Annotated in this window: 32 protein-coding genes; 11 read left to right on the top strand and 21 right to left on the bottom strand. The window is 73.7% G+C overall.

The window, feature by feature from the left end:
* The 6 genes from ACFUEL_RS09415 to ACFUEL_RS09440 form a co-directional block, all read right to left on the bottom strand.
* On the bottom strand, positions 1–1,612 hold a 1,612-nt coding region (locus ACFUEL_RS09415), incomplete at its 3' end, for a uroporphyrinogen-III synthase (protein ID WP_380235466.1).
* Positions 1,609–2,583 (bottom strand): hydroxymethylbilane synthase, encoded by a 975-nt coding sequence (hemC, locus tag ACFUEL_RS09420; RefSeq protein WP_380235467.1) that lies wholly within the window; start codon positions 2,581–2,583, stop codon positions 1,609–1,611. The genes hemC and ACFUEL_RS09415, both read right to left, overlap by 4 nt.
* A 41-nt stretch (positions 2,584–2,624) precedes the next feature.
* The gene (locus ACFUEL_RS09425) at positions 2,625–4,040 is read right to left on the bottom strand and encodes a glutamyl-tRNA reductase (protein ID WP_380235468.1); all 1,416 of its coding nucleotides are present in this window, start codon (positions 4,038–4,040) and stop codon (positions 2,625–2,627) included.
* Between the two features lie 31 nt (positions 4,041–4,071).
* Positions 4,072–4,947: a redox-sensing transcriptional repressor Rex gene (locus tag ACFUEL_RS09430; RefSeq protein ID WP_380235495.1), complete on the bottom strand. Its 876-nt coding sequence runs from the start codon at positions 4,945–4,947 to the stop codon at positions 4,072–4,074.
* 107 nt (positions 4,948–5,054) lie between these two features.
* Entirely contained in the window at positions 5,055–5,729 is a 675-nt protein-coding gene (locus tag ACFUEL_RS09435) for an exonuclease domain-containing protein (protein ID WP_380235469.1), read from the bottom strand.
* A gap of 567 nt (positions 5,730–6,296) precedes the next feature.
* Positions 6,297–6,563 (bottom strand): glutaredoxin family protein, encoded by a 267-nt coding sequence (locus ACFUEL_RS09440; protein WP_380235496.1) that lies wholly within the window; start codon positions 6,561–6,563, stop codon positions 6,297–6,299.
* 89 nt (positions 6,564–6,652) lie between these two features.
* On the opposite strand from ACFUEL_RS09440, the gene ACFUEL_RS09445 reads away from it, so the two are divergent.
* The 3 genes from ACFUEL_RS09445 (at position 6,653) to ACFUEL_RS09455 (ending at position 10,440) form a co-directional block, all read left to right on the top strand.
* Positions 6,653–7,576 carry an HAD family hydrolase gene (locus ACFUEL_RS09445; RefSeq protein WP_380235470.1) on the top strand — a complete coding sequence of 308 codons (924 nt, stop codon included), beginning with the start codon at positions 6,653–6,655 and terminating at the stop codon, positions 7,574–7,576.
* A gap of 461 nt (positions 7,577–8,037) precedes the next feature.
* On the top strand, positions 8,038–8,931 hold the full coding sequence (locus ACFUEL_RS09450; RefSeq protein WP_380235471.1) for an ECF subfamily RNA polymerase sigma factor, BldN family: 894 nt from the start codon (positions 8,038–8,040) through the stop codon (positions 8,929–8,931).
* Positions 8,932–9,234: 303 nt separating this feature from the next.
* Positions 9,235–10,440 (top strand): DUF5667 domain-containing protein, encoded by a 1,206-nt coding sequence (locus tag ACFUEL_RS09455; RefSeq protein ID WP_380235472.1) that lies wholly within the window; start codon positions 9,235–9,237, stop codon positions 10,438–10,440.
* 154 nt (positions 10,441–10,594) lie between these two features.
* On the opposite strand, the gene ACFUEL_RS09460 is transcribed toward ACFUEL_RS09455, so the two are convergent.
* From ACFUEL_RS09460 to ACFUEL_RS09495, 8 genes are all read right to left on the bottom strand, one after another.
* Positions 10,595–11,599: a lysophospholipid acyltransferase family protein gene (locus ACFUEL_RS09460; RefSeq protein WP_380235473.1), complete on the bottom strand. Its 1,005-nt coding sequence runs from the start codon at positions 11,597–11,599 to the stop codon at positions 10,595–10,597.
* Entirely contained in the window at positions 11,596–12,663 is a 1,068-nt protein-coding gene (locus ACFUEL_RS09465; RefSeq protein ID WP_380235474.1) for an NAD-dependent epimerase/dehydratase family protein, read from the bottom strand. The genes ACFUEL_RS09460 and ACFUEL_RS09465 overlap by 4 nt, the downstream gene beginning before the upstream one ends.
* Before the next feature lie 199 nt (positions 12,664–12,862).
* On the bottom strand, positions 12,863–12,961 hold the full coding sequence (locus tag ACFUEL_RS09470) for a 30S ribosomal protein bS22 (protein ID WP_003948845.1): 99 nt from the start codon (positions 12,959–12,961) through the stop codon (positions 12,863–12,865).
* A gap of 122 nt (positions 12,962–13,083) precedes the next feature.
* A complete protein-coding gene (locus ACFUEL_RS09475; RefSeq protein ID WP_014136488.1) occupies positions 13,084–13,293 on the bottom strand; it encodes a helix-turn-helix domain-containing protein in 210 nt (69 codons plus the stop codon).
* Positions 13,294–13,411: 118 nt separating this feature from the next.
* Positions 13,412–14,272 carry a phosphatase gene (locus tag ACFUEL_RS09480; protein ID WP_380235475.1) on the bottom strand — a complete coding sequence of 287 codons (861 nt, stop codon included), beginning with the start codon at positions 14,270–14,272 and terminating at the stop codon, positions 13,412–13,414.
* Entirely contained in the window at positions 14,269–15,456 is a 1,188-nt protein-coding gene (locus ACFUEL_RS09485; RefSeq protein WP_380235476.1) for an acetoin utilization protein AcuC, read from the bottom strand. Before ACFUEL_RS09485 ends, ACFUEL_RS09480 begins: the two co-directional genes overlap by 4 nt.
* A gap of 218 nt (positions 15,457–15,674) precedes the next feature.
* Positions 15,675–16,340 (bottom strand): hypothetical protein, encoded by a 666-nt coding sequence (locus tag ACFUEL_RS09490; RefSeq protein ID WP_380235477.1) that lies wholly within the window; start codon positions 16,338–16,340, stop codon positions 15,675–15,677.
* 256 nt (positions 16,341–16,596) lie between these two features.
* Complete coding sequence (locus ACFUEL_RS09495) at positions 16,597–18,570, bottom strand: hypothetical protein (RefSeq protein ID WP_380235478.1); 1,974 nt, start codon at positions 18,568–18,570, stop codon at positions 16,597–16,599.
* Between the two features lie 276 nt (positions 18,571–18,846).
* Here ACFUEL_RS09495 and ACFUEL_RS09500 point away from each other — a divergent pair, with 276 nt between their 5' ends.
* The 4 genes from ACFUEL_RS09500 (at position 18,847) to ACFUEL_RS09515 (ending at position 21,039) form a co-directional block, all read left to right on the top strand.
* A complete protein-coding gene (locus ACFUEL_RS09500; protein ID WP_380235479.1) occupies positions 18,847–19,815 on the top strand; it encodes a helix-turn-helix domain-containing protein in 969 nt (322 codons plus the stop codon).
* Between the two features lie 70 nt (positions 19,816–19,885).
* Positions 19,886–20,143 carry a type II toxin-antitoxin system Phd/YefM family antitoxin gene (locus ACFUEL_RS09505; RefSeq protein WP_380235480.1) on the top strand — a complete coding sequence of 86 codons (258 nt, stop codon included), beginning with the start codon at positions 19,886–19,888 and terminating at the stop codon, positions 20,141–20,143.
* Positions 20,140–20,391, top strand: coding sequence for a type II toxin-antitoxin system RelE/ParE family toxin (locus tag ACFUEL_RS09510; RefSeq protein WP_380235481.1), 252 nt, complete (start codon positions 20,140–20,142; stop codon positions 20,389–20,391). Before ACFUEL_RS09505 ends, ACFUEL_RS09510 begins: the two co-directional genes overlap by 4 nt.
* A 120-nt stretch (positions 20,392–20,511) precedes the next feature.
* Positions 20,512–21,039 (top strand): hypothetical protein, encoded by a 528-nt coding sequence (locus ACFUEL_RS09515; RefSeq protein WP_380235482.1) that lies wholly within the window; start codon positions 20,512–20,514, stop codon positions 21,037–21,039.
* Here the strand turns inward: ACFUEL_RS09515 and ACFUEL_RS09520 are convergent.
* From ACFUEL_RS09520 to ACFUEL_RS09530, 3 genes are read right to left on the bottom strand one after another with little or no spacing between them, the layout of a single operon-like run.
* A complete protein-coding gene (locus ACFUEL_RS09520) occupies positions 21,006–21,320 on the bottom strand; it encodes a hypothetical protein (protein ID WP_380235483.1) in 315 nt (104 codons plus the stop codon). The two genes, ACFUEL_RS09515 and ACFUEL_RS09520, sit on opposite strands and share 34 nt — an antisense overlap.
* A complete protein-coding gene (locus ACFUEL_RS09525; RefSeq protein ID WP_380235484.1) occupies positions 21,317–21,640 on the bottom strand; it encodes a hypothetical protein in 324 nt (107 codons plus the stop codon). Before ACFUEL_RS09525 ends, ACFUEL_RS09520 begins: the two co-directional genes overlap by 4 nt.
* Positions 21,641–21,648: 8 nt before the next feature.
* Positions 21,649–22,143 (bottom strand): hypothetical protein, encoded by a 495-nt coding sequence (locus ACFUEL_RS09530; RefSeq protein ID WP_380235485.1) that lies wholly within the window; start codon positions 22,141–22,143, stop codon positions 21,649–21,651.
* A gap of 165 nt (positions 22,144–22,308) precedes the next feature.
* Here ACFUEL_RS09530 and ACFUEL_RS09535 point away from each other — a divergent pair, with 165 nt between their 5' ends.
* From ACFUEL_RS09535 to ACFUEL_RS09545, 3 genes are read left to right on the top strand one after another with little or no spacing between them, the layout of a single operon-like run.
* A complete protein-coding gene (locus ACFUEL_RS09535; protein WP_380235486.1) occupies positions 22,309–23,142 on the top strand; it encodes a Scr1 family TA system antitoxin-like transcriptional regulator in 834 nt (277 codons plus the stop codon).
* A complete protein-coding gene (locus ACFUEL_RS09540) occupies positions 23,132–23,347 on the top strand; it encodes a DUF397 domain-containing protein (protein ID WP_380235487.1) in 216 nt (71 codons plus the stop codon). The genes ACFUEL_RS09535 and ACFUEL_RS09540 overlap by 11 nt, the downstream gene beginning before the upstream one ends.
* 43 nt (positions 23,348–23,390) lie before the next feature.
* Positions 23,391–23,606, top strand: coding sequence for a DUF397 domain-containing protein (locus ACFUEL_RS09545; RefSeq protein WP_380235488.1), 216 nt, complete (start codon positions 23,391–23,393; stop codon positions 23,604–23,606).
* Between the two features lie 217 nt (positions 23,607–23,823).
* On the opposite strand, the gene ACFUEL_RS09550 is transcribed toward ACFUEL_RS09545, so the two are convergent.
* The 4 genes from ACFUEL_RS09550 to ACFUEL_RS09565 all read right to left on the bottom strand — a co-directional run bounded on the left by ACFUEL_RS09550 (position 23,824) and on the right by ACFUEL_RS09565 (position 26,357).
* Positions 23,824–24,378, bottom strand: coding sequence for a hypothetical protein (locus tag ACFUEL_RS09550; protein WP_380235490.1), 555 nt, complete (start codon positions 24,376–24,378; stop codon positions 23,824–23,826).
* A gap of 339 nt (positions 24,379–24,717) precedes the next feature.
* Complete coding sequence (locus tag ACFUEL_RS09555) at positions 24,718–25,566, bottom strand: helix-turn-helix domain-containing protein (protein WP_380235491.1); 849 nt, start codon at positions 25,564–25,566, stop codon at positions 24,718–24,720.
* Positions 25,567–25,594: 28 nt separating this feature from the next.
* Entirely contained in the window at positions 25,595–26,122 is a 528-nt protein-coding gene (locus tag ACFUEL_RS09560; RefSeq protein WP_380235492.1) for a DUF6879 family protein, read from the bottom strand.
* Entirely contained in the window at positions 26,094–26,357 is a 264-nt protein-coding gene (locus ACFUEL_RS09565; RefSeq protein WP_380235493.1) for a hypothetical protein, read from the bottom strand. The genes ACFUEL_RS09560 and ACFUEL_RS09565 overlap by 29 nt, the downstream gene beginning before the upstream one ends.
* Before the next feature lie 219 nt (positions 26,358–26,576).
* Between ACFUEL_RS09565 and ACFUEL_RS09570 the strand changes: the two genes are divergently transcribed.
* The gene (locus ACFUEL_RS09570) at positions 26,577–26,708 is read left to right on the top strand and encodes a hypothetical protein (RefSeq protein ID WP_380235494.1); all 132 of its coding nucleotides are present in this window, start codon (positions 26,577–26,579) and stop codon (positions 26,706–26,708) included.
* Positions 26,709–26,731 lie beyond the last annotated feature (23 nt).

Here is a 26,731-nt window from a genome sequence, read left to right on the forward strand (position 1 = left end):
CCTTGCGGCGCGAGCCGGGGCGGCGCTCGCTCGGCCGGTATACCGGCTCGCCCGCCGCGGTGGCGGTGTCCCGGCGGTTGGCCCCGAAGTCGGCGAGCGCCTGGGCGAGCGCCGACGCGGACGGGGCCGGGGCCATCACGTCGACCCGCAGGCCGTGCTCCTCCGCCGTCTTGGCGGTGGCCGGGCCGATGCAGGCGATGACGGTCACGTTGTGCGGCTTGCCGGCGATGCCGACCAGGTTCCGCACGGTCGAGGAGGAGGTGAACAGCACCGCGTCGAAGCCGCCGCCCTTGATCGCCTCCCGGGTCTCGGCCGGCGGCGGCGAGGCGCGCACCGTGCGGTACGCGGTCACGTCGTCGACCTCCCAGCCGAGCTCGACCAGGCCGGCCACCAGGGTCTCGGTGGCGATGTCGGCGCGCGGCAGCAGCACCCGGTCGATCGGGTCGAACACCGGGTCGTACGGCGGCCAGTCCTCCAGCAGCCCGGCGGCGGACTGCTCGCCGGAGGGCACCAGGTCCGGCTTGACGCCGAAGTCGACCAGGGCCTGCGCGGTGGTCTCGCCGACCGCCGCGACCTTGATCCCGGCGAACGCACGGGCGTCCAGGCCGTACTCCTCGAACTTCTCCCGGACGGCCTTGACGGCGTTGACCGAGGTGAAGGCGATCCACTCGTAGCGGCCGGTGACCAGGCCCTTGATGGCCCGCTCCATCTGCTGCGGGGTGCGCGGCGGCTCGACCGCGATGGTCGGCACCTCCTGCGGCACCGCGCCGTACGAGCGCAGCTGCTCGGACAGGCCGTGGGCCTGCTCCTTGGTGCGCGGGACGAGGACGTTCCAGCCGAACAGCGGCTTGGTCTCGAACCACGAGTGCGAGGCGCGGTGGGCGACCTGCTCGCCCACCACGGCTATCACCGAGGTCGCCGGGTCCACCGGGGCGGAGACCGGCGAGGGCAGCACCCGGGCGGCCTTCAGGTCGGCGGCGATGGTGGCCAGCGTGGAGGTGAAGGTGCGCTGCCGGGTGGTGGTGCCCGACAGCGTCGCGGAGAGCGCCGCGTCGGGCTTGCGGCCGTGCGCCACCAGCGAGTTGGCGGTCGCGGGCAGCTGGCCCAGCGTGGTGCGCACCACCAGGGTGGTCTCCGGCGCGCCCAGGTCGACGACCTGGCCGGCCAGCAGTGCCTCGGCGTCCACGAAGCGGACGTCCGCGCCCTGGCCGCCGCGCAGCGGCACGCCCGCGTAGGCGGGCACGCCCACCGACTGGGCGACGCCCGGGACGACCTCGAACGGCACGCCGGCCTTGGCGCAGCGCAGCATCTCCTGGGCGGCGCAGCCGTCCAGGCCGGGGTCGCCGTCGACGGTGCGGACCAGGTGGCGGCCGGCCTTGACCGCGTCGGCGGCCAGGTCGGCGAGCTCCTTGCCCGCGTCGGCCGGGTCGATGACCTGGACGCCGCTGGGGCAGTGGGTGCGGACCGCGGCGGCGGTCAGCGGGTCGGCGATCAGCACGTCGGCGGTGCCGAGCACGTCGACGGCGCGCAGGGTGAGCAGCCCGGGGTCGCCGGGGCCGGCGCCGAGGAAGGTGCAACGCCCTGCGGGCGGGTGGAATCCGGCGGCGGTCATCGGGCGCGCTCCCCCATCAGGTCGGCCGCTCCGGTGTCGAGCAGCCTGGTGGCCAGGGCGCGGCCCAGGGCCGCGGCCTGCTCCTCGGCGGTCTCGTCGGGGACGAGCGGGCCGGTGGCGGACATGTTGAGCAGTTCGACGCCGTCGGTGGTGCCGACCACGCCGTCCAGGCGCAGTTCGGTGCCGGCCCAGGTCGCCAGCGCGGCGACCGGGGCGGAGCAGCCGGCCTCCAGGGTGGCGAGCAGGGCGCGCTCGGCGACCACGGCGGCCCGGGTGGGGCGGTGGTCGAGCCGGGCCAGGACGGCGGCCAGGGTCGGGTCGACGCACTCGACGGCGAGCGCGCCCTGCCCGGGGGCGGGCAGCATCAGCGCGGTGTCGAGGTGCTCGGTGATCTCGGCGGCGCGGCCGAGCCGGTTGAGGCCGGCGGTGGCCAGCACCACGGCGTCGAGCTCGCCGGAGGTGACGTAGTTGATCCGGGTGTCCACGTTGCCGCGGATCGGCACGGTCTCCAGGTCGGCGCCGCGGGCCCGGGCCCAGGCGTTGAGCTGGGCCATCCGGCGCGGGGAGCCGGTGCCGACCTTGACGGTGCGGCCGTCGGACTTGGCGACCAGCTCGGCCAGGGTCAGGCCGTCGCGGGCGACCAGCGCGTCCCGGACGTCCTCGCGCTCGGGGACGGCGGCCAGCAGCAGCCCGGCGGGGGCGGCGGTGGGCAGGTCCTTGAGCGAGTGGACGGCCAGGTCGATCCGGCCCTCCAGCAGGGCGTCGCGCAGGGCGGAGACGAACACCCCGGTGCCGCCGATCTGGGCCAGCGACTCGCGGGAGACGTCGCCGTACGTGGTGATCTCGACCAGTTCGACCCGGCGGCCGGTGACCTTGGCCACCTCCTCCGCGACCATGCCCGACTGGGCCATGGCGAGGGCGCTGCGGCGGGTGCCGAGGCGCAGCGGCGTCACTGTCTCTTGACCATTCATGAGGAGATCGTCCTGGTCGTGCTGGGGGGCTGACGGGGTGTTCATCTGGTTGCTCCGGCGGGCGGGACTGCTGCGGCCCGGTCGGTGGGGGCCTGGGTGACGGCGGCCTGGGCGGTGGGGATGCCGCCCGGCGGGATCGAGGACCCCGCCTGGGCGCCGATCGGGGTGCCGGAGACAGCGTGCACTGCCGCCGGGTCCAAGTCGAACAGTTCGCGCAGGGCTTCCGCGTAGGAGGCCCCGCCGGGTTCGGCGGCGAGCTGCTTGACCTTGACGGTGGGGGCGTGCAGCAGTTTGTCGACCACCCGGCGCACGGTCTGCGAGATCTCCGCGCTGGAGCGCTCGTCCAGGTCCGGCAGCCGGGAGGTGAGGCGGGCCAGTTCGCTGCTGACCACCTCGGAGGCCATGGCGCGCAGGGCGACCACGGTCGGGGCGATCCGGGCGGCGCGCTGCGCCTGGCCGAAGGCGGTGACCTCGTCCGCGACGATGGTCGCCACGGCGTCCACGTCGCCGGCGCCGGGGGTGGCGGCGTGCGCGTGCGAGAGGCTCTCCAGGTCGACCAGCAGGGCGCCGTCCAGCTCGCGCACGGCGTGGTCGACGTCCCGGGGCATGGCCAGGTCGAGGAAGGCGAGGGGTTCGGGGGCCGTGCGCAGGGCGAGCGCGGCGGCGACCTCGGGGGCGTCGATCACCGTGCCGGCCGCGCCGGTGCAGGAGATCACCAGGTCGACGTCGGCGAGCGCCTGCGGGACCTTCGCGAGGTCCAGGGTGCGGGCGGCGCCGCCGAGGATCTCCACCAGCCGCTCGGCGCGGGCCGGGGTGCGGTTGGCGACCAGCAGGTCGGTGACGCCGGAGCGGACCAGGGTGGCGGCGGCCAGCGAGCTCATCGAGCCCGCGCCGACCACCAGGGCGCGCTTGCCCGCGATCGGGCCGGCCCCGGCGGCGACCTGCTCCAGGCCGAAGGTGACCAGCGACTGCCCGGCCCGGTCGATGCCGGTCTCGCTGTGGGCGCGCTTGCCGACCCGCAGGGCCTGCTGGAACAGCTCGTTCAGGCCGCGGCCCGCGGTGTGCTCCTCCTGCGCCTTGGCCAGCGCGTCGCGCAGCTGGCCGAGGATCTGGCCCTCGCCGACGACCATCGAGTCCAGGCCGCAGGCCACCGAGAACAGGTGGTGGACGGCGCGGTCCTCGTAGTGCACGTACAGGTGGGGGGTGAGCTCGTCCAGGTCGACGCCGCTGTGCCCGGCGAGCAGCTGGGACAGCTCGGCGACGCCCGCGTGGAACTTGTCCACGTCGGCGTACAGCTCGATCCGGTTGCAGGTGTTGACCAGCGCGGCCTCGCCGACGGTCGCCGAGGCGGCCGCGTCGTGCAGCAGCCGGGTCGGGGTCTGGCCGGTGAGCGCGGCGCGCTCCAGCACGCCGACCGGCGCGGTCCGGTGGCTCAGACCGACTACCAGAAGACTCATGCCCCCACCTCGTCGTGACGGATGTTCGTGCTCACGCCGGCATCACCGCGGACAGGTCGTCGTCCGGACCGCCCTTGGCGGCCGGCGCGGTCTTCGCCGGGGCGGTCTTCGCCTGCTCGGCCTTGCCGCCGCCGGCGGCCCGGCGCAGCTTGGCGGCCGCGGCGCGGACCGGCCCGGGGGCGCGGTCGAGCACCGAGTCGCCCGCGGACGGCTCGTCGCCGGCCTTGCGCTGCTCGTGGAAGGCGAGGATCTGCAGCTCTATCGACAGGTCGACCTTGCGGACGTCCACCCCGTCCGGCACGGTCAGCACGGTCGGGGCGAAGTTCAGGATGCTGGTCACGCCGGCCTCCACCAGCCGGTCGCAGACCTGCTGGGCGGCGCCGGGCGGGGTGGTGATCACGCCGATGGAGACGTGCTGGGTGGCGACGATCTCCTCCAGCTCGTCCATGTGCCGCACGGGCAGGCCGGCCGCGGTGCTGCCGACCACGTTCGGGTCGGCGTCCAGCAGCGCGGCTACCCGGAACCCGCGGGAGGCGAAACCGCCGTAGTTGGCGAGGGCGTGGCCCAGGTTGCCGATGCCGACGATGACGACCGGCCAGTCCTGGGTGAGGCCCAGCTCGCGGGAGATCTGGTAGACGAGGTACTCCACGTCGTACCCGACGCCGCGGGTGCCGTAGGAGCCCAGGTAGGAGAAGTCCTTGCGGAGCTTCGCGGAGTTCACCCCGGCGGCGGCGGCCAGCTCCTCGGAGGAGACGGTGGGGACCGAGCGCTCGGAGAGCGCGGTCAACGCCCGCAGGTAGAGCGGGAGGCGGGCGACGGTCGCCTCCGGGATGCCCCGCGCACGCGAGGACCTGCGCGCGGCGCCCTGGTCGGGCGTCTGCGAACTGCTGGGTGAGGGTCGGCCGATTGCCACGTTGCTCCTGCGGGTGAAGCTGGGCTTGGACCGCCAGGCTATGCGTTTGTGAACGTGTGCACAAAGATGGTGTCCGATTTGTCCCCGAACAGTGACACGCATCACTCGTAACCCGCCGAACCGATCAGCGCCCGCGGCCCCTCCACCCCGGCCGGCCAGGGCCCCAGCGGCGCCACCCGGCGCAGCAGCGGACCCCCCTCCCCGGAGCCCGCCGGACGGGCCGGGCCCAGCCGCGGCCACGGCACCGACGGCCGCACCGGCAGCGGCACCTCGGTGCACCCCGTCCGCCGGCAGTGCCGCAGCAGTTCCACCGTCGCCAGCGCGTCCCCCAGCGCGGTGTGCGCCGGGAACCAGCCCAGCCCGGCCGCGTCCACGCACGCGGACAGCCCGAAACCGCCCGCCTCCGGCAGCAGCCGGCGGGCCATCCGCATCGTGCACAGCAGCGGCACCGGGGGCAGCACCACCCCGATCCGCGCGAACTCGCGCTCCAGGAACGCCCGGTCGCAGGTCACGTGGTGGCCCACCAGCACCCGGTCGGCCAGCAGCTCCAGCAGCCACGGCGCGATCTGCCGGAACCGCGGCGCCCCGCGGACGTCCTCCTGCGCTATCCCGTGCACGTGCGTCGGCCCGACCGGCCCGCCCGGGTCCACCAGCGTGGTGAACTCGCGCTCGATCCGCAGCCCGGCGTCCAGTTGCACCACGGCGACCTCGACCACCCGGTGCCGCCAGGGGCTACGACCGGTGGCCTCGACGTCGACGACGGCATAGCCGTTCATCGCGCCCTCCTCTTGCACAGCCCCCGGCGGACACGGAAACCGTTCGATCGTAAGCCGAGAAGTGAGGAACTCCTAGGGCGATCTTCATCGAACGTTCACGAAGCAACGCCACGACGGGAGGCGAAACCAGGGGCTCGGCAAGAACGGAGGGAGGCAAAACCAGGGGCTCGGGGAACGGCGAGGCCCAGTCTGCGAGAGGTTCACTGCCGGAGCGCGCATCGGCTTCTGGTTCTGTCACAGACACGCAGCAGCCTCAACCTCCGATGGGCTCCGGCCACCAGCAGCACGGACCCGCCGTTCCCCGGGCCCCTGGTGGTGCATGCCCGTCCGCCGACAGTCCCCCGGGCCCCTGGTGGTGCATGCCCGTCCGCCGACAGTCCCCCGGCCCCCTGGTGGTGCATGCCCGTCCGCCGACAGTCCCCCGGCCCCCTGGTGGTGCATGCCCGTCCACCGACAGTCCCCCGGCCCCCTGGTGGTGCATGCCCGTCCACCGACAGTCCCCCGAGCCCCTGTCCGGTGCATGCTCGTCTGCCGAAGAGTTCCCCGGGCCTCTGGTGGGGCTCTCCGCTAGGAGCTCAGTGCCTTGCGCAGGCGCGTCTCGTCCACCCGCCAGAAGTCGTGCTGGCGGCCGTCGATCAGGGTCACCGGGATCTGCTCGGCGTACTGCTCGTACAGGGCCGGGTCCTGGAGGATGTCCTTCTCCTCGAAGGACACGCCCAGTTCGGCGGTGACCTTGAGGACGACCTCGCGGGCGTCCTCGCACAGGTGGCAGCCGGGCTTGCCGATCAGGGTGACGGTGGTGTCGGCGGGGTTCTTCTTCGCGCGTCGCAGCAGGCTCACCGGCCCATTGTGCCGCCGCGCGTTCACGGTGGCGGCACTCCGCCGACACGGGCCCGGTCGGCCGTGCTGGCTATGCTCGGCGTATGGCCGCGCTGCGAAGGCTCACCCAGTCAAGGCGTTCCACCGACGATCGGACCGCCCTGGCGGGCGAGGCCGCGGCCGATGCCGCCGAGGGCGGGCTCCCGGCCGGGGACGCGAAGCCGCCGGAGGACGACCACACGCCGGTGCCCGGGGACGTTCGGGCGGCCGCGTTCTTCGACTGCGACAACACCATCCTGCGCGGGGCGGCGATCTTCTACCTCGGGGTCGGGCTGTACCGGCGGCGCTTCTTCTCCCGCCGCGACCTGGCCCGCTTCGCCTGGCAGCAGGCCGCGTTCCGGCTGCGCGGCGCGGAGAACCCGGACCACATCGCCGACGCCCGGGACAGCGCGCTGGGCCTGGTCGCGGGCAAGCGCACCGCGGACCTGGAGCGGATCTGCGAGGAGATCTTCGAGCCGGTGCTGGCCGAGAAGGTCTGGCCGGGGACGCGGGCGCTGGTGCAGATGCACCTGGACGCCGGGCAGCGGGTGTGGCTGGTGACGGCCGCCCCGCAGGAGGTGGCCCGGCTGATCGCGCGCCGGCTGGGCATGACCGGCGCGCTCGGCACCGTCGCGGAGACCCGGGACGGCGAGTACACCGGCCGGCTGGTCGGCGGGATGCTGCACGGCCCGGCCAAGGCGGCCGCGGTGCAGGCGCTGGCCCGGCGCGAGCAGCTGGACCTGGCGCGCTGCGCGGCGTTCAGCGACTCGGCCAACGACATCCCGATGCTGAGCCTGGTCGGCCACCCGTACGTGATCAACCCGGACGGGGCGCTGCGCCGGCACGCGCGGGCGATGGGCTGGCGGGTGCGGGACTTCCGGACCGGGCGGAAGGCGGCCCGGATCGGCGTCCCGGCGGCGGCCGGGCTCGGCGTGCTGGCGGGGGCGGCCGCGGCGGCGGTCGCGGTGCGCCGGCGGCAGCGGGCCTGACGCCCGCGTCCGGGCGGGGCCGTCAACCCGGCGCCGCCGACACGCCCTCCGGCGGGTGGTCGTGGCACGTCAGCGGGGGTGAACCCGCCCCGGGCGGCAGCTGGTTCGAGAACGTCCGGCCCTGACCGGAACTGATCGTTCGCCAGTCGGCCAAAGTCATGGGTTGGGACCGCGGATAGCGGGGAAACCGGGCCCGCGCACCGGTGTTCGGTCACCTGATGTGCACAAGTGGTCACATTGAGCCGGGTGGATGGCGCCAACTCCGGTCACCGACAGGTGAATATGCGCAAGAAGTGGACCTCAACCGACCACTTCGACCACGCGGTGTAGCTGTCATTGCACAAAGCGTTATTCTCTCCTGGATGCACCCCACCCGAACGTCCCCGTGACGGGTGGCCAGTGCGGCGTGCTCTCCGCACAGGCGGAGGTGATCCGTCCACAGTTCTGCCTCTGGGAGTCCCGTGTACCCACCCGTCCGGAACGACGCGCCAGCCACCTCCCGCCCGTCGACCGCCACTCTGCGCCGCGGTGTGCGCCTGGAACGGCTGTGGGCCGCGATCCGCGAGTTCGAACTGATCGTCCCCGCCCCGCAGCCCGCGGTGGCCGGGGCCGCGTTCGCCGCGCCCGCCCCCGCCGCGTTCGCCGCGCCGCTGCTGCGCTCGACCACCACCGGCTCGCCCGCCGGCCCGGCCACCGGCTCCGCCGCGGGCGCCGCGCCGGCCACCGGCACCCGCGGCCGCACCGTGCCCGCCCCCGGCACCCGCGGCCGCTCCCGCAGCGCGCCCGCCGGCCCCGGCTACGACACCGAGCACAACCCGGTGGTGGAGCTGGTCGAGCGGGCCCAGAACGGCGAGAGCGAAGCCTTCGGGCGGCTCTACGACCGCTACGCCGACACCGTCTACCGGTACATCTACTACCGGGTCGGCAGCCGGGCCACCGCCGAGGACCTGACCAGCGAGACCTTCCTGCGCGCGCTGCGCCGGATCGGCACCTTCACCTGGCAGGGCCGCGACTTCGGTGCCTGGCTGGTGACCATCGCCCGCAACCTGGTGGCCGACCACTTCAAGTCCAGCCGGTTCCGGCTGGAGGTCACCACCGGCGAGATGCTGGACTCCAACGAGTGCGAGCGCAGCCCCGAGGAGTCGGTGCTGGAGTCGCTCTCCAACGCCGCCCTGCTGGACGCGGTGCGCCGGCTCAACCCGCAGCAGCAGGAGTGCGTCACGCTGCGCTTCCTGCAGGGGCTCTCGGTCGCCGAGACGGCCCGGATCATGGGCAAGAACGAGGGCGCCATCAAGACGCTGCAGTACCGGGCGGTGCGCACGCTGGCCCGCCTGCTGCCGCCGGACGCCCGGTGATCCGCCGACCGTGGACGCGATAGCCCACAGACCGTCGCCGCCGCCCCCGGCGTCCGACGGACCGTCAACCCGCCCCGGGCACATGCACGTCCGGGTGACGGGGCGGTCATCTGCTCTGCTTAATACGCCAGGGGGGTCGTGCGTAACCGACTCCCGACACCGCTCGTTGGCCAGCGTGCAATCCGCCACCGGGCCCGCAGTCAAGTGGGAACCCAAGCTGTCACCCGATGGTGTGGTTTCGGCCTGTCGGGACAACCAACCGGCGGGCCACGGTGTCGAAAACGACGAAGGGAGGTGTGGCCCGTGACGGCAAACGTGCTGGAGCACCGGCGGGCGAAGTCCTTCGCCGAGGCGCTGGAGGCCCACCAGAGTGACCACCGGAGCAGCGGCTCGCACCGGGCCGGCTCCGCCGCCATGACCGAGCTCCTCGCCATGGCCGACGCGCTCGGTGCGATCCCCGCCCCCGAGCTCGCCGCCGAGACGCGGACGGTCCAACGCGCCCAGCTGATGGCCGCGTTCGAGCAGGAGTGGGCCGGCGGCGCGCCCACCGCGGTCCTCCCCGTCCAGCGCGACCGGCGGGTGCGCCGGGTCCGCTGGGGCCGCCGCCTCGCGATCGGCGGCCTGGTCGCCGGCGTTGCCGTCGGGGGCCTCGCCGGAGCCGCCGCGGCCTCCACCAACGCCCTCCCCGGGGACGCCCTGTACGGCATGAAGCGCGGCCTCGAGGGGCTCCGCCTCGACTGGGCCGACGACGACACCGAGCGGGGCGCGCTGCTGCTCCAGCAGGCGTCCACCCGCCTCGACGAGGCGCAGACCCTGCTCGACCGCGCCAACGGCCCGGCCGCGCTCAGCCCCGCCACGGTGGAGCAGGTCCGCCGCGCGCTCGACGACATGCACGCCGAGGCCCTGCGCGGCCGCGACCTGCTGCGCGCCGTCTACCGCAACGACGGCTCGCTCGCCCCGATGCGCCAGCTCGCCGGCTTCGCCGGGGAGGACCAGCGCTGGACGGCCCTGCAGTCCAAGCTGCCGTCCGGGCTGAGCACCCAGGCGTCCAAGGTCGACCGGCTCTTCGACGACATAAGCGAGGACGTCGCGCCGCTCGGGCTGGAGCAGGTCCCCGGCCAGGGCGGCAGCGGCGGCAGCGGGGCGGCCACCGGCGGCACCGGCACCGACGGCGGGAGTTCCTCCGCCGGCACGGGCACCGACCGGCAGCCGCTGCTCCCCGGCACCGGCACGTCCGCCGGCGCGAGCGGCGGCCACAGCCCGGCCACCGCGCCCTCCGGCCGGGCCAGCGCGGCACCCAGCGCGCCCACCGCGGGCGGCCTCGGCGACCTGCTGAACGGCCTGACCGGCTCCGGGGCCTCCCCCGCGCCCTCCGGCTCCGCCGCCCCGGCGGCGGGCAGCACCCCCGCCCCCGCCGGCTCCCCCGCGGCGCCCCCGGCGGACACCGGGCAGGGTGTCACCATCCCGCCGCTCATCCCGGGCCTGCTGCCGGGGCTGACGCTCAACTGAGAGAAGCGCAGCACCGGGGCGCGGGGAACTGCGCGCAGCAGAGGGAGCACGTCGGCGAGATCGCGGGACAGTACAAGTCGTTGTCCTGCTTCGCGATCTTGCTGTGCGTGCTCGCTCGGCCGCGCAGTTCCCCGCGCCCCCGGCTTCGTCTCACTCAGCCGAAGACGGAACGGCGCTGCACCAGCAGCTTGTACAGCGTGTGCTGGATGGTCTCCCGGACTTGGTCGGTGAGGTTGAAGACCAGCATCGGGTCCTCCGCCGCGTCCTTCGGGTAGCTGTCGGTGGGGATCGGCTCGCCGAACTGGATGGTCCACTTGGTGGGCAGCGGGATCGCGCCGAGCGGGCCGAGCCAGGGGAAGGTGGGCGTGATCGGGACGTAGGGCAGGCCGAGCAGCCGGGCCAGGCTCTTGAAGTTGCCGATCATCGGGTAGGTCTCCTCCGCGCCGACGATCGAGCAGGGCACGATCGGCACCCCGGCCCGCAGCGCGGAGGCGACGAAGCCGCCGCGCCCGAAGCGCTGGAGCTTGTAGCGCTCGGAGAAGGGCTTGCCGATGCCCTTGAAGCCCTCCGGCCAGACGCCGACGACCTCGCCGCGTTCCAGCAGGGTCTGGGCGTCCTCGTTGCAGGCGAGGGTGTGTCCGGCCTTGCGGGCCAGTTCGTTGACCACGGGGAGGACGAAGACCAGGTCCGCGGCGAGCATCCGCAGGTGCCGGTCGGCGTGGTCGTGGACGGCGACCTGGGTCATCAGGGCGTCCAGCGGGATGGTGCCGGAGTGGTTGGCGACGATGAGGACGCCGCCCTCGGCGGGGATGTGCTCGGTGCCGCGGACCTCGATCCGGAAGTACTTCTCGGCGAGCGGCCGGAGCAGGGCGAGGAAGACCTCCTCGGTGAGCTCCTCGTCGAAGCCGAAGTCGTCGACCTCGTAGTCGCCGGTGAGGCGGCGGCGCAGGAAGCCGAGGCCGTTGGTGGCGCGTTCCTCCCAGCCCTTGCCGAGGATCCGGGTGGCGGTGGCGCCGAGTTGTCCGGCGAGGGCGGTGCCGACGCCGTCGGCGATCCGGTCGGCGAGGCCGGGGCGGGGTTCGGGGCCGTTCCAGCTGGGGGCGGATTCGATCGGGATGACCTTGGCCGCCGGGTCGGCGGGTTCCCGGGCTGCTGTCATCGCGGCCTCGTCTCCTGGTGCTGGGTGGGGTGCTGGGCGGGGTGGCGGTCGTCGAGCAGGCCGGCGATCCGGTCGGTGACGGCGGTGAGCCGCTCGGGCGGGATCGGCCCGGCGGAGGTGTGCGCGACGAAGTCGGCGAAGGTCTCGGCGGTGGTCCAGCGCGGGGTGTGGCCGAACTTCTCGCGGAGCTGGGCGGTGTCCACCACCCGTCCGTGGGTGAGGAGTTGGAGCTGTTCCTGGGAGAAGGCCCGGTCGGCGGGGGCGGCGAGTCGGCGGGCCAGCTGCGCGACCAGGCCGAGGGCGGGGCGCAGCAGCGGGACGGTGGGGCGGCCGAGTCGGCGGGCGCACTGGGAGAGCAGCAGGACGCCGTCCCCGGCGACGTTGTAGGTGCCGGGGGGCGCGCCGAGGGCGGCGAGCCGGAGCACCTCCAGGGCGTCCTCCTCGTGGACGAACTGGAGCCGGGGGTCGTGGCCGAAGGCGGTGGGCAGCACGGGGAGCCGGAAGTACGCGGCGAGCGGGGTGTCGCCGTCCGGGCCGAGGATGTTGGCGAAGCGCAGCACGGTGACGGCGACGTCGGGGCGGCGGCGGGCGAAGCCGCGGGCGTAGCCCTCGACCTCGGCGGCGTCCCGGGCGAAGCCGCCGGGGGGCAGCGCCTTGGGCTGGGTGCGCTCGCCGAACACGGCCGGGTCGCGGGGCGCGGAGCCGTAGACGGCGGTGGTGGACTTGACGACCAGGCGGCGCAGTCCGGGGGCCTGCTGGCAGGCGCCGAGCAGCTGCATGCTGCCGATGACGTTGCTCTCCTTCACCGCGGTGCGGCCGCCGTGGCCCAGCGCGGTGACGTTGAGGTGCACGACGGTGTCGACCTCGTGCTCGGCGATCACCCGGGCGATCGCGGGGCGGCGCGGGTCGACCTGGGTGTAGCGGACGCCGAACGGCAGGTCGGCCGGCGGCGGGGCGGCGTCGACGCCGACCACCCGGTCCACCTCGGGGTGCCGGGAGATCCGTTCGGCGAACCGCGCGCCGAGCGGGCGCGCCACGCCGGTGACGAGCACGACCTTGCCCACGTTGCCCCGACCTCCCTGGATGCCCACCCTGGTCTGCACCGTACCGCGCGGAGGTCACGGGGGCGGAAACGCCACTGCCCGCCCCGGGGATTTCTCCCTGGGGCGGGCAGTGGCACACCGTCGGCGCCAGTTCTACCTGCGTCGCTGAACGCGTGTGCGGGGTCGTCCCCCGCGTGAGCGAGGACGGCGCCGAACGGTGTTACTTCTTGTTACGACGCTGGACGCGGGTCCTCTTCAGAAGCTTGCGGTGCTTCTTCTTGGCCATACGCTTGCGACGCTTCTTGATGACAGAGCCCACGGAATTTCCTCGCTCACTCGGACCCGCGCCCGTGAGAGACGGGAGTCCATACGACTGACGGAGGGCCTAGCCTACCGTCCACCTCGCGTTTGCCGTAATCGGTGCCCCGGTGGGGCTCCGGCCTACGCGCTCTCCAGCCGCACGTAGGACTCCTGGAGGTACTCGTGCACCTTCTGCTCGGGCACCCGGAAGGAGCGGCCGACCCGGATGGCCGGAAGCTCTCCGCTGTGCACGAGGCGGTAGACCGTCATCTTCGAGACCCGCATCACCGAGGCGACCTCGGCCACGGTCAGGAAGACGACATCCTGCAGGGGACGCTCGCCGGAACTCATGACCCATCACCCGACCCTTACCCGTGTGCAAGGCACCGGCTTCCCCTCCGGTGACTCCACCGGCACACGTGTATCCCCAGAGTAGTTATGCGTGGTACGGGTGGGAAGAGGGGGGCCGTCACCTGTTGTACGGTGCGAGATCCGCCCGTTGCAGTACGTAGTCGCTCAGCGGAACGTAGCAGCTGGGCGCGGAGCCGTCCTCCAGCGGGACGACCACCTCGACCAGGCCGTCCGCCTCGGCGGCGAACGGGGCGACGTCGTTGCAGTCGGCGACGCCCCCGGTGGGAATGCCGAGGCGGCCCGCGCCGCACAGCCAGCCGTGGTCGCCCAGCACCAGGTCGGGCGGGGGGTGCCCGGCGTCGGCGAGGGCGGTCAGGGCGAGCCGGACGGGCAGCGGGGAGTGGGTGTGCGCGAGGTCGCCGGGGCCGGGGCGGCCGGGCCCGTCGGGGCCGTCCAGGGCGCGCACCACCAGGACGCCGTCGAGCACGTCGAGGTAGCGGGGGCGCTCGCCCCCGGGGGTGGGCTCGCGGAAGCGCGCACCCCGCGCGGGGGTGTGCACGGTGCAGCCGGCCGCCTCGAGCGCCTCGGACAGCGCGCGGTGGAAGTCGGCCAGTTTGGTGGGGTGGCCGGTGCCGGCCAGCACGCTGCCGCGCCGGTCGGCGGTGCGGCGCAGCAGGGCGGCGAGCCGGTCCAGGGCGTCGAGGGTGCGGTCGGGGTCGATGGAGTCCGGGCCGTGCAGGTGGCGCGGGTCGGGGTTCACGCCGACCCGGTCGGCCATCAGCTCCAGCACGGCGGCCTCGTCGCGGCGGGGCAGCGGGTCGAGGCCCATCAGCGTCCGGGGGTCGCCCTGGGCGAACAGCCGGTAGTGCCGGAGGTTGTTCTGCCGGGGCGTCGGGACCTCGGGGCCGGCCAGCCGGTGCTTGACCAGGTAGTCGCGCAGCTCGTCGCGGTCGATCCGGGCGGTCCGGGCGGCGGTCACGGGATCAGCCCGTGGTGCGGCAGGACGGCCCGGCGGGCGGCCAGGATCGCCTGGTCGAGGCGGTCGGCGGGGTCGTAGCCGCCGTCCTGGAAGTCGGACCAGCGCGGGGTGGCGCCGTCGGTCATCCGCAGCGGGGCGGGGCGGCGGGTGAGCCGGTAGGTCTCGGCGCGCCACTCCTCGGGGGTCTCGGTGGCCGGGTCGACGGGGTGCCCGGCGGCGGTGGCGACCAGGTGCGTCCAGGTGCGGGGCACCACGTCGACCACCGCGTACCCGCCGCCGCCGGTGGCGATCCAGCGGCCGCCGGCGTGCTCGTGGGCGAGGCGGTGGACGGCCTCGGCGATGATCCGCTGGGCGTCGACGGTGACGGCGAAGTGCGCGAGCGGGTCCTCGACGTGGGTGTCGGCGCCGTGCTGGCTGACGATCACCTGCGGGCGGAACGCGGCCAGCAGTTCCGGCACCAGGGCGTGGAAGGCGCGCAGCCACCCGGCGTCGCCCGTCCCGGCGGGCAGCGGCAGGTTGGCGGCGCTGCCCTCGGCGTCCGGGCCGCCGGTCTCGGTGGCCCAGCCGGTCTGCGGGAACAGCGTGGCGGGGCTCTCGTGCAGCGAGACGGTCAGCACCCGGGGGTCGTTCCAGAACGCCTGCTGCACGCCGTCGCCGTGGTGGACGTCCACGTCGACGTAGGCGACCCGTTCGGCGCCGAGTTCGAGCAGCCGGGCGATGGCGAGCGCCGGGTCGTTGTAGACGCAGAACCCGGACGCCCGGCCGGGCAGCGCGTGGTGCAGCCCGCCCGCGAAGTTGACGGCGTGCGGGGTCTCGCCGCGCCACACCGCCTCGGCGGCGGCCACCGACTGCCCGGCGATCAGCGCGGAGGCGGTGTGCAGCCCCGGGAACGCCCAGTTGTCGTCCGTCCCCAGCCCGTGCGCGTCGTCCACCGCGGCCGGGTCGGCGGCGGCCCGCTTCACCGCGGCCACGTACTCGGCGGTGTGCACCAGCCGCAGCGTCGACTCCCCGGCGGGCGGCGCCGAGCGCACCGTCACCGACGGCTGCCTGGTCAGGCCGAGCGACTCGACCAGCCGCATCGTCAGCGCGAGCCGCGTCGGGTCCATCGGGTGCCCGGGGCCGAAGTCGTATCCGGTCTCTGCCTCGTCCCAGAACAGGTGCAGGCCGCAGGTGGTTTCCGCCATGGCCCACACCGTATCGGGACGGCACCCGGCTGCCCGCCTTGTGGTGGGCGGCGGCGCCCCGGACCCGGTGGAGCGTCCGATGCCGCCGGCCCCCCGAACGACCGGCCGGCGTGCCGGCACCGGCCTCGGGTCGGCGTCCCGGCCGGTGGCGCCGGCGCGCCGCCGGCCGTCGCGTGCCCCCGGCGGATCGGGTGCACGCCGTGACCTCCCGGGCGCGGTCACCAGTCGATGAGCGCGGCACCGCTGTTGCCGGCGTCTCCCCTGACCTGTCCGCCCCTGCCTCCGCTGCCGGCGGCCGGGGGCAGCGACGCCGGGGGGGCGACGGCGGGAGCGCCCCCTTGGAGGCTTTCGTCGTTCCTCTTGCCGTTGCCCCCGACTGCGACGAATCCGCCTCCGGAGTCCCCCTCGTCCGGGTTCGCGGTGTAGGGGACGGCGCTGCCTGCGCCGCCCGCGCCCGCGGCGGTCGGCGAGCCGCCGGTGCCGCCGGAGGCGTACGCCGTGACGCCGTTGACGGTCACCGAGGTGTCCTCGCCGGTACCGCCGGTCTGGTTCTCCGCCGTTCCGGCCGCCCCGCCCCGCCCGATGGTGACCGTCACCGGGACGACGCCACCCGGGTTGCCGCCGACCTTCATGACGGTGTCGGTGTATCCACCGGCACCACCGCCGCCCGGCCGGGCGGCCCTGCCGCCCCCGCCGCCCCCGGCGCCCCACAGCCGGACGTGGACGGAGTACCCCGCGGGAACGTTGACGGTGCAGGTCGCGGCGCAGGCGGCCTCGGCGTGGAACGCGCCACCGGCGTCGGCCCGGGCGCCGGTGGCGAGGGCCACGGGCGCGAGTACCGCCGCGGCTGCCACGGCGTTCCACTTGGGTTTCCCGCTGAACATCGATCGACTCCTCGGCTCCTCGGCTCCTCGGCTACGGGCCCGCCACGCACCGGCGCGGACCGGCCGAACGGCTGTCGCCATCAGTGAGCAGCCGGATGCCCAGCGTGACACCGGGTGCGGCCGCACTGCCGGAGGCTCCCGGGACGACACGCCGCCCTGACCGACGGCACCCCGGCGGCGCCCGGCGCCCGGTGGGCGCCGACGGTGCGAAGGCCGGCTGCGGCGGAGAGCGGACGGGACGCGGAACGGGGGGTGATCACTTGCGCCGGGTGACGGCCAGTGCCACCGAGCCCAGTACCAGCAACGCGAGCGCGCCGACCAGCAGTGCGCCGGCCTCGTCCGCCCCGGTGTCGGGCAGTGGGGGCACCGGCCTTGCCGTCGGGCTCGGGCTGGGGCTCGGCGTCGGGCTCGGGGAGGGGCTGGGTCCGGGCGCGGCTTGCACCAGGAGGGTCTCCTCGGGGGTTCCGATGCCGTGTCCGACCGGTTCCTGGCCGCCGGTCAGGACGTCGTGGGTCATGACGGTGTCGAAGCTGTAGCAGCCGGCCGCCGTGAGCCGGACCGGTTCGGTGGTGACCGAGCCGTCGGCGGTCAGGTCGTGCGGGGCGAGCCGGGCGGCGACGGGAAGGTCGGGGGCGGTCCAGTCGAGTCCGGCGCAGCCGCCGCCGGGGGCCGGGGCGAGCGGGCCGTACAGGGTGGGTTCGAGGTGGACGGTGCTCCCGGCGGTGACGCCGGTGACGGTGAGGGTGTCGGTGGCCTCCCGGCCGGCCGGGAGGGTGGTCGCGGAGGCCCGGGTGGTGAGGGTCAGGACGGGCGGCGGGACGCGCGGGTCGACCCGGAAGGTCTCGGCCGGGTCGCCGGGCGTCAGGTCCACCGGGTCTGCGCCCTCGGGTTGCAGCCGGGCCCCGAAGGAGTAGCAGCCGGGCGTGCCGGTGGTCCGGTCGGGGAGGGTGACCCGGCCGTCGCCGGTGAGCGGGACGGGGTCGTAGACCGCGTCGACGGGCAGTCCGGTGCCGCCCCACCCGGCCTGCCCGCAGTCGCCGTCCGCACCGCCGGGGACGGGCAGCGGCCCGTACAGGGTGGCGGTGAGCGTGGCGGGGCCGCGCAGCCCGGCGACGTCGAAGGCGTCGGAGACGGGGGCGCCGCTGGTGAGCACGGCCGCGGAGACCCGGCTGGTGACGCGGGGCGGGTCGCCGGGCGTCAGAGTGACGGTCCGTTCGGACTTGCCGGTGAGGGTGAGGGCGGTGGCGAGCATCATCGACTGCACCCGCACGGCGGGGTCGCCGGCCAGGTACGTCCCGATCTCCGCCGGCACCGGCCCCTCGGTGTGCAGCACGGCCTGCCCGGCGGGCCCGCGCAGCCACAGCCGCCCACCGGGCGGGAGGGTGTCGCCGCTGGTGAAGGGCACCGTCCCGGCGGCGTCGGTGTACGCGGCGACGCCCGTGCCGTCGATCCGGACGGTCACCGGCCCCACCGCGTTCGCGCCGACGGTGAACGGCCCGACCAGCTGCTGGGCGTCGCCGCCGGCGGGGCCGGCGATGGTCGGCGTCGGGTCGGCGGGCGGGGCGAGCGGGCCGGCGGCGAGGGCGCCGTCGACGACCTGCTTGACCGAGTCGTACAGCGCGGGCACCTGGTAGTCGGGCGGCATGACGATGCCGTCGGTGAACCAGTGGATCGCCATCGCGACGGCCCCGGAGCGCTGCCGGTTGGCCACCGTGGGGTTGGCGGCGCCGGGCACGGCGGGCAGGTCGCTGTTGGGCCAGTACGCGGCCAGGATGCGCCGGACGTAGCCGGCGCCTCGGACCGGCGCGGTGTCCTGCGGGTCGTAGCCGGTGCCGGAGAGCTGCCCGGCGGCGTACTGCACGCAGTAGCCGGAGGCGATGTAGACGGCGCTCGGGTCGGTGCGCGGGTTCTTGTCGTAGAACTTGTACCGGCAGGCGTTGGTGCCGCCGGCGACGGTGAAGCCGAGCGCGGCCGGGTCGTAGCCGAACGCGGGGTAGCCGGCCGTCGGGTCGTACCCGGCGGGCGCGGCGTACGGCTTGGGCTGGCCGTCGCGGACGCCGACCTCCAGGCAGCCGTCGGTGCCGTACTGGTACGCGGCGAACGGCGCGCTCGGCGCCACCGCCCCGGCCGGGGCGGGCCATGACCAGGTCCAGCAGGTGGCCAGCAGCACCAGGACCGTCCAGATTCCCGCCGCGCTCCGCCGCATCGCCGTCCACCCTCCGCCAGGCACCCGTTTCGGCCAGATGCTAGGCACCGCACGACCACGAACGGCCGCTGACACGAACGCCCCTGACGCGCTGCCACCCGACCGGGCGCCCCCCGACCGGGCGCCACCCTGAACGAAGTTGATGCTTTTTCGGGCATCAGATCGTCAGAATGTGACTTTCCGTTGACCGCTTGGCGCGGAGCGTAGTCGGCATGTTACGTTCCGCGGCAGGTCAACCGAAAAGATTCGCCCCGGCGGTGCTGGAACACCCCGGGGCACGACACAGGAGCCAGAACTCCCATGCGCGTCAATCGTAGCCCTCACAAGCGCAACTTCACGATCCTCCCGAACCAGATCCTGCAGGGCTCCGGCCTCCGCAACGGCCCCCGGGGTCTGCTCTGCTTCCTGCTCTCCCTCCCCGACAACCAGTGGATGCCCGCCGAGGAGATGGCCCGCCGCTCCCGCGACACCCTCACCAGCGTCCGCAGGTGGCTGCACGAACTGACCGAGGCCGGCTACTACATCGTCCGCCCGGTCCAGATCGCCAAGGGCCACATCATCTCCGTGCAGCACGTCACCGATGTGCCCTGGCAGTTCCCATCGCTGCAGGTCGCACCGATTGCGGGGAAACCGGAGTCCGGTCGCGGGGGGCCCCTAAAGACAAAGGAACGGAAGCAAGAAACCCCCCTCCCTCCCTTCCCTCCCGAACCGCCTGCCGGGGGCTCCGCCAAGGGCTCCGCCGGGGGCCCTGCCGAACCGCCCGCGATCCCGCGCCAGCGGACGCGCACCGCGCCGCGACCGCCCGCCACCAGGCCCGCCCCCAGCCCCGCCCCCGCGGCCGCGGCCGCGGCCGCGCCCGTCCTGGACGACCGGACGCGCATCGCCGCCGACACCCTGCTGCGCGTCGTCCGCCACGAGCCGCGCCTGCGGATCGGCGAGGCCGAGGCCGTCCGGCTCGCCCCGCTGGTGGCCGGGTGGTTCGACCGGGGCAGCAACCCGGCCGACCTGGCCGCCGCCCTGCTCCCCGGCCTCCCGGAACACGTCCACTCCCCCGCCGGGTTCCTGTACAGCCGCCTCACCGACAAGGTCCCCGCCGCCTTCGCCCCGGCCGCGCCCGCGCCCACCTGCGACACCTGCCACGACCCCGTCCCCCGCCCCGGCCGCTGCCACCGCTGCACCCAGGCCCCGCCGCCCGCCCCCGTCGCCCCGGGCACCGGCGCCGCCCTGGCCCGCGAGGCCCTCCACCGGGCCCGGGCGGCCAGGTGCTGACCAGGCCGGGAAAGCGCCGAGCCCGGCAGCAGCACTGTACGGAAGATGTAGAAAGTGTACAGTTCAGTACATGAGTGACACCTTGCCCATCACCGAAGCCCGCGCCTGCCTGGGGTCGCTGGTCCGGCGCGCCTCCCACGCCCGCGAGCGCATCACCATCACCGACCACGGCCAGCCCGCCGCCGTCCTCATCAACCCCCAGGAGTTGGCCGACCTCGAAGACGCCCTCGCCCTGGCCCAGTACCGAGCCCGGCAGGCCACCGGGGAGACCACGGCCGTGCCGCACGAGCAGGTGCGCGCCCGCCTCGGAATGGAACCACCCGCTTGAGCTTCACGATCACCTGGGACGAACCGGCCATCAACGCCGCCGCCCGGTTCCTCAAGGACGACCCCGAGGGAGTACGACAGGTCATGGACGCCGTCGACCTCCTCGCCGACTACCCCCGCCCGCCCGGCAGTTCCGCGTACGGCTCACCGGACCTCCGCCGCATGCACGTCGGCCGCTACCGCGTCATGTACGAGATCACCGAAGCCACGGTCACCATCGTCGTGATCCACCTCGGCAGAACCGGCTGACCGCCGTCGGCCCGGCCGGTCGGGAATTCACGTGTCCTGCGGGTGGGACCGTGCGAGCATCGGCGGGTGACCGACGGCGGGGCACCGTTCGCCGCCGACCGACCCGGAGGGCCGAGGACGATGATCACCCACCCCGGCCGCGGCTACGCGGTCACCACGATGTACTCCGTGCCCGACGACGCCTGGTACCTGGAACTGACCCTCGTCCGGGGGCAACGGAGCGTGGTGATCGCGGTCGTCCCCGACGAGGACCCGGCGCGCGAGCCGACGGTGTGCTTCGACCCCCGAGGCGAGCACCTGGACATCCCGTACGAGGTCATGCGCTGGTTCATGGAGCTGGTCGCGGACGAGGTCCGGACGTCCCGCGCCTGGATGCGGCTCAGGCCCGAACTGGTGGAGATCGTCCACCGGTTGCGCCAGGAACACCTGGGCGCCGTCGAGGACGACGCCTTCCCCGGCGTCCTCGCGGAGTTGCGCACCGCCGTGCCCGAGGCCGACCTCCCCGTCGTCCTCGCGGCCGCCTTCGGGCTGCACCTCGACGGCACCCCGCTGGACGGCGGGCAGGCGTTCCAGCTCGTTGCCTCGGGGGCGGTGGCCCGTCTTGAGCCGACCGCTCAGCGGTCGGGCCGGGCGGCCGTGGAGCGGTGAGCTTCGTCGGCTTCGTGGACTTCGCTCCAGACGGTCTCGCGGGCGATGCCGCCGTTGCGCGAGGGAGGCGAGTAGCGGTGCCCCCAACGGTCGCCGAGGGCAAGGGCGTTGAGGACGGCGCGGTGGTCGTCCGGGCCGCTGTCGGAGCCGTCGTCGGGGCGGAGGAGGTCGAGTTCGACGCGGTAACCGTCCGGGACGGCGGTCAGCCTGGCCTGCGCGCCGCCGGCCTTGGCGAGGTGTTCGGCGATCTGCCAGGCGCGTTGCCGCAGTGCGTCGCTCACGAGGCGGCGCCCAGCGCGGAGGGGCTCGGCACGGAGGGGCGGGGCGGTACGGGCAACTCGCCGCGCAGGTAGGCGAGTTCAACCAGGGATTCGGCCAGATTCTGCACCCACGGCAGGCCGACGCAGCCGAGCGCGACGGCGCCGAACTCCGGCAGCACGTCGTCCCGGTAGATCGGCGACAGGCCGGGCGGCGGTTCCAACCCGGCTGCCCTGAAGGCCCGTTCGAGCAGATCGGCGGCCCGCTCGGCCTCGGTGAACCTGCCGCGCAGGAACCGGTGGAGGACGTCGGTCTCCCCCAACGGCTGTCCGGTGTACAGCACTTGCTTCCTCACTTCGATGGTGTCGGTGCGGACGGTTCGGGGCGGACGGGCTCGGCCCGCGCGAGGTCCGTACGGGTGGGGTGGCGCACCGCGCACCGACCGACCGTCCAGGACGCACCTCCGTCGGCCGGGACGAGCACCAGCGCGCCGTGCTCGTCGAGGCGGGAGAACTCGCCGAGACGGCCGGTGGCCGCCTCGACCAGCAACTCGCCCGGCTCCGGCGACCACCGCAGCGGATGGGCCGGGCTGAACTCCCCGCCCCGCACGGCCCGCACGTACGGCGCGCCCGTCCAGATCAGCGTCGCCAACTCGCTTGCCACGTCCGGGGTCACGCCGCCGAGCTGCACCAGGTGCGCGCCGGTGGCCGCCCGTTCCACCGCCAGCGAGGGCAGCCTGAGACCGGCCGCTTCGAGCGCCTCCCGGAGGCCGTCGCACACCTTGCGCGCGAAGGCCCGGTCCTGCCGAGCCAGTTGGTCGAGCAGGGAGTTGGCCATGGCGGTCACCGCCCGTTTCCTCAATCCGCGAATGTCACGTTCTGTGCTCCAAGCGTCGCGGACCGGAGCTACGCTGAACAGGAGAGACGCGTTCCACCCGGCGGCTGCAATCGGCGTGCCCCGGAGGCTCATTGCGTGCAACGCGTGCAACGTCAAGGGGAAGCGAGGGCAGCGATGGCCTTCCAGAAGCGACGACCGGATCCCACCCTGAGCGCCCGTCACTTCTACGGCTCCGAAGTCCTCCGCCTCCGCGAGGAACGGGGCTGGTCCCTGGTCCGCCTGACCACCGAGGTGCACTTCTCCACCGCCACGCTGAGCCGGGTGGAGAGCGGCGACCACCGCGTGCCCGAGGGCCTGTCGGAGCAGTTGGACCGAGTGTTCGAGACGGGCGGCCACTTCATGCGGCTCCTGCCGCTGGCGCGGCAGGAGGACCACCCCGCGAAGTATCGGGAGATCCTGGCCCTCGCCGACAGGGCCAGGATGGACGAGTCCTACAGCCCCGGCATCCACGGCCTGCTCCAGACCGAGGCGACCGCCCGGCACATCCTGCGCTCCGGCATCCCCTACGGCCCGGAGGAAGAGGTCGAGCAGCGAGTACGCGCGCGGCTCGGGCGGCAGGTCCGTATGTACAACAGCTCGGAGTGCCGGTACTGGTTCATCCTCGACGAGGCTGCGATCCGCCGCCAGGTCGGCAGTCGGGCCGAGATGGCCGAGCAGTTGCGCACCATCCTCGCGGCGGCCCGGCTCCCGAACGTCGTGGTGCAGGTGCTCCCCTTCTCCGCCGGCATCCACTCCGAGACCTCGTCGTTGTGGCTCCTCGGGCTGGAGGACGGCCGACAGGTGGCCTACGAGGAGACCACCCGGGCCGGGGTGGTCTTCGAAGACACCCGCGAGGTCACGGAACGCAGGGCACTCTACGATCTGCTGAGGGCCCAAGCGTTGTCCACGGCCGGGTCCGTGCGAGTGATCAGTGCCGAGTTGGAAGGACTAGCCCACGATGGCTCATGACGACCTCAAGCAGACTGCCGAACGCCGCTGGCGCAAGAGCAGCTACAGCAACTCCGACGGCGGCGGGTGCATCGAGGTCGACGACGCGCACCCGGGCCACGTCCGCGACTCCAAAGACCCCAGCGGCCCCCACCTGGAGTTCACCCCCACCACCTGGACGGCCTTCGTCACCGCCACCACCACCGGCACGTTCGGCACCATCTGAACCGCCCTCACCCGACCAGAACCACGCTGGAAGGACTGGCCCGATGCCCCACATCACCCTCAAAGCGCCCACCGAACGCCGCTGGCGCAAGAGCAGTTACAGCAATGGCGATGGCGGAGCCTGTATCGAGGTCGACGACGCGCACCCGGGCCACGTCCGTGACTCCAAGGACCCCAGCGGCCCCCACCTGACGTTCGCCCCCACCACCTGGGCCGCCTTCGTCACCGCCACCGCCACCGGCACGTTCGGCACCATCTGAACCGCCCTCACCTGGAGGGCGGCAACGAAGCAGCCGGTGGCGGCCTTGGCGTAGCGGATGCCCAGGCCCCCGCCGCTGCTTGGACCTGTTGCCGCAGCGTTCGACCGCCCACCCCGGATCAGCGGCGGATCACGCGGGATTCGTCTGCCGTGGCCGCCGACACTCCCGCCTCCCACCTCCCGCCTGCCGCCCCGTGCCGGACGGCGGTCCGCGTCGGTCACCATTTCTGGCTGCGCCACTCCGCTTCGGGAACGGGACCCTCCGAGGTGTCACCACAGCGCTCCGCCCAGATCGGGGCGACGAAGATCGGCCGGCTCAGCATGACGTCCCCGGCACGCTGGGCGCGCAGGACCACTCCGAGCGCCTCCGAGCCCGGAGAGGTGTCCTGGCTGTAGCGCAGGTCGTGCCCGTGGGCAGCCGTGTACTCGGTGAATTCGCTTTCGAGTTCGGACGGCACGCGGCCGACCAGCGGCAGCCCGTCCAGGACGACCTGCGGGCCTCGCAGCGCGTTGACGACCACGCACGCCAGGCGTTCGGCGTCGTAGTAGAGCGTGAGGACCGGTTCGTAGGGCGCTCCCGGGAAGTAGAACTCGTCGCTCAGCACCCGGCCGTAGTGGCTGGTGCTCCTGGAGGAGGGCTCCAGGAACCCGTCGAGCGTCTCCAGCACGTCGTCGTACGACATGCCGAACCGCAGCGGGCCCACCCCCTTGAGCGGGTCGAACTCCCACCGGGCCCGGTCCTTCTCCTCGACAACAGCCCAGGCCGTGAACACCGCGCACTCCCTCCTCGTACGGTCCGCCCGCGCCGAGATCGGCCCCCCGGGCCTTCCGTCCACCCCGGGCCCGACAGCAGTCGGCGGCGTCCGGGGCTCCGTGGAGGCCGGCTCGGGGGCCGGCGGAACCGACGGCCACCATAGGCAGCCGCAGTGACAAGCGCGGCCACCCGCGGGCCGGCATCGGGGACGAACGGTCAGGATCCGCCTGTCGAAGTCCCTGGGGAGGGACAGGGCTGGGCCTCCGGCCCGGACCTGCTGGACGCGATTTCCTGGATCGTGTGGGCGCCTGTCCCCGGGGTCCCGGAGGGCGAGGCTGCGTCGGACGTCCTGCGGCTGTCAGCGGAGGAAGTCGATCGCTCCGGAGATCAGGGCCCGTGCCTGCGCACCGTACACCGCGCGGTCCTTGAACCTGTCGAACGCCCGGACGTAGAGACCGACTTCGCCCGGTGCGGTGACCGTCACCTGGGCGGACAGGAGTTCCACCCCGGCTTCCCGGTCGTCGAAGACGTTGAAGGTCTCCACCGGCCACATGGTGCGCGACGCGGTGAACGGGATCACCCCGAGCGAGACGGCGGGCAGTGCCATGGCCGTCCGCAGGTACGCCAGCTGTTCCGCCATCGTTTCGACGCTGCCGAGGCGGTAGTACAGGACCGCCTCCTCCACCAGGACGGCGAAACGGTGCCCGCCCTCGCGGATGACCCGGGAGCGGGCCAGTCGGGCCTGCACCGCCTCGGCCACGTCATCGGGCGTGCGCCGGAAGTCGGCCACCGTGGCGAGCAGAGCAGTCGCGTACGCCTCGGTCTGCAGGACGCCCGGCACCACCCGGGACGAGTAGGCGCGGAAGTGACGTGTGCGCTCGTAGAGGGGCACCGCGGACTCCTGCAGCCTGCGCAGTCCGGTGCGGGTGAGTCTGCGCCATTCGACGTACATGGAGTCGACGGAGCGGTTCGCCGCGATCAGGTCCTCGGCCTGATCGCCGGCGCCGCAGGCCCGGCACCAGGCCCGGATGTCCGAATCCGTCGGCGAACTCCTGGCGTTGACGATCCGGGAGGTCTTGGAGGCGTTCCAACCGCAGCGGGCAGCGAGTTCCCGCCCCTGCAGTCCGGCGTCCAGCATGATCTCGCGCAGTCGTGCGGCGACAGCCAGGCGCGCCTCCTGGGCGCTGGAGGACGGGGAGTTGGGCACGGGGTTCCTACCGCTTCCGGTCCCGAGGTCAGACGAAGTACTGCTCGTGCGGAACAGCCCGCGCCCAGACCGCCTCGAACGCCTCCGCACAGAGCTTCACCACGGCCTGGTCCCCGCACATCTCCGGCCCACCGGAGGCCCCGTCGCCGGTGAAGTGGTTGAACCGGAGGACCCGGCCGTCGAACAGCCAGAAGTCGTTGCCGGGCAGGGCCAGATCGGAGGCACGGCGGCGTGGAAGCCACCGAACCTGTTCGCCCGCCGCGAGGTTGACCACCGTGCCCGCGTGCTCGTAGCGGATGTACGTGGAAACCGGTTCCGACACGATCCGGGCCCGGCGCACCACCACACCGCGGGCGACGGCTGACCGGATCATCGGCACCCAGTCGGACCAGCCCTCGCCGTCGGGATCCAGGTCGGAACGCACACCGGTCCGCTCGTACTCCGCGAACTCCGCAGCCTCACTGGCGATGCCGTAGGAATCACGCATCTCCAGGTGCACCGCGGAGTACCTGGTGTCGGCCAGGAGTTCAGAGAAGGCCGGCACGTTCTGCATCATCGAGCGCCTTTCTGATGATCCCTGCCATGCGCAGTGGAATACGCGTCACGTTTTCGTGGCCCGGGATGCCGATCGAATGACCGGGAACCCACTCAGTCGTACCGATCTCCGCCAACAGGTCGCTGCTGGGCCGGTAGCCCTGGACGACCAGTTCTCGTTCCTCGTCGTCGACCCACACCATCGGACTCTCGTCCTTGCCGGTGTTCGGATCGACCCCACCGAACCGTAGCGTCATGACACCCTCCCGCGCCAAGTCGGTTGTGCGGCAAGGCACGACCTTCCCCTCAAAACCGACGATCCGTCAATAGTGCGCAGCGGGAGGCGAAAACGCTGAATGACGCGATGCTCGGCGCCCTCGGGTGATTCCCCGCAATCGTCCGCAATCGCATTGAGCCCGCCCCCGCCCGCTCCCTACCGTCGAAGCGGTCGCAGCAACGACGGCAAGGAGGCCGGCATGGACACCGACGTACAGCACGACAGCGGCAGCGGAGGCGACGGGCACCCCGGCACGCCGTGGACGCCGCCGCCCACTCCGCCGTCCCCGGACGGCACGACTCCGCCCGGGGACGGCGGGCACCGCAAGTGACGCTCGTACCCGAGCGGGAGGGC

This window comes from Kitasatospora sp. NPDC057198 (genome assembly GCF_042670125.1).
GTDB lineage: Bacteria > Actinomycetota > Actinomycetes > Streptomycetales > Streptomycetaceae > Kitasatospora.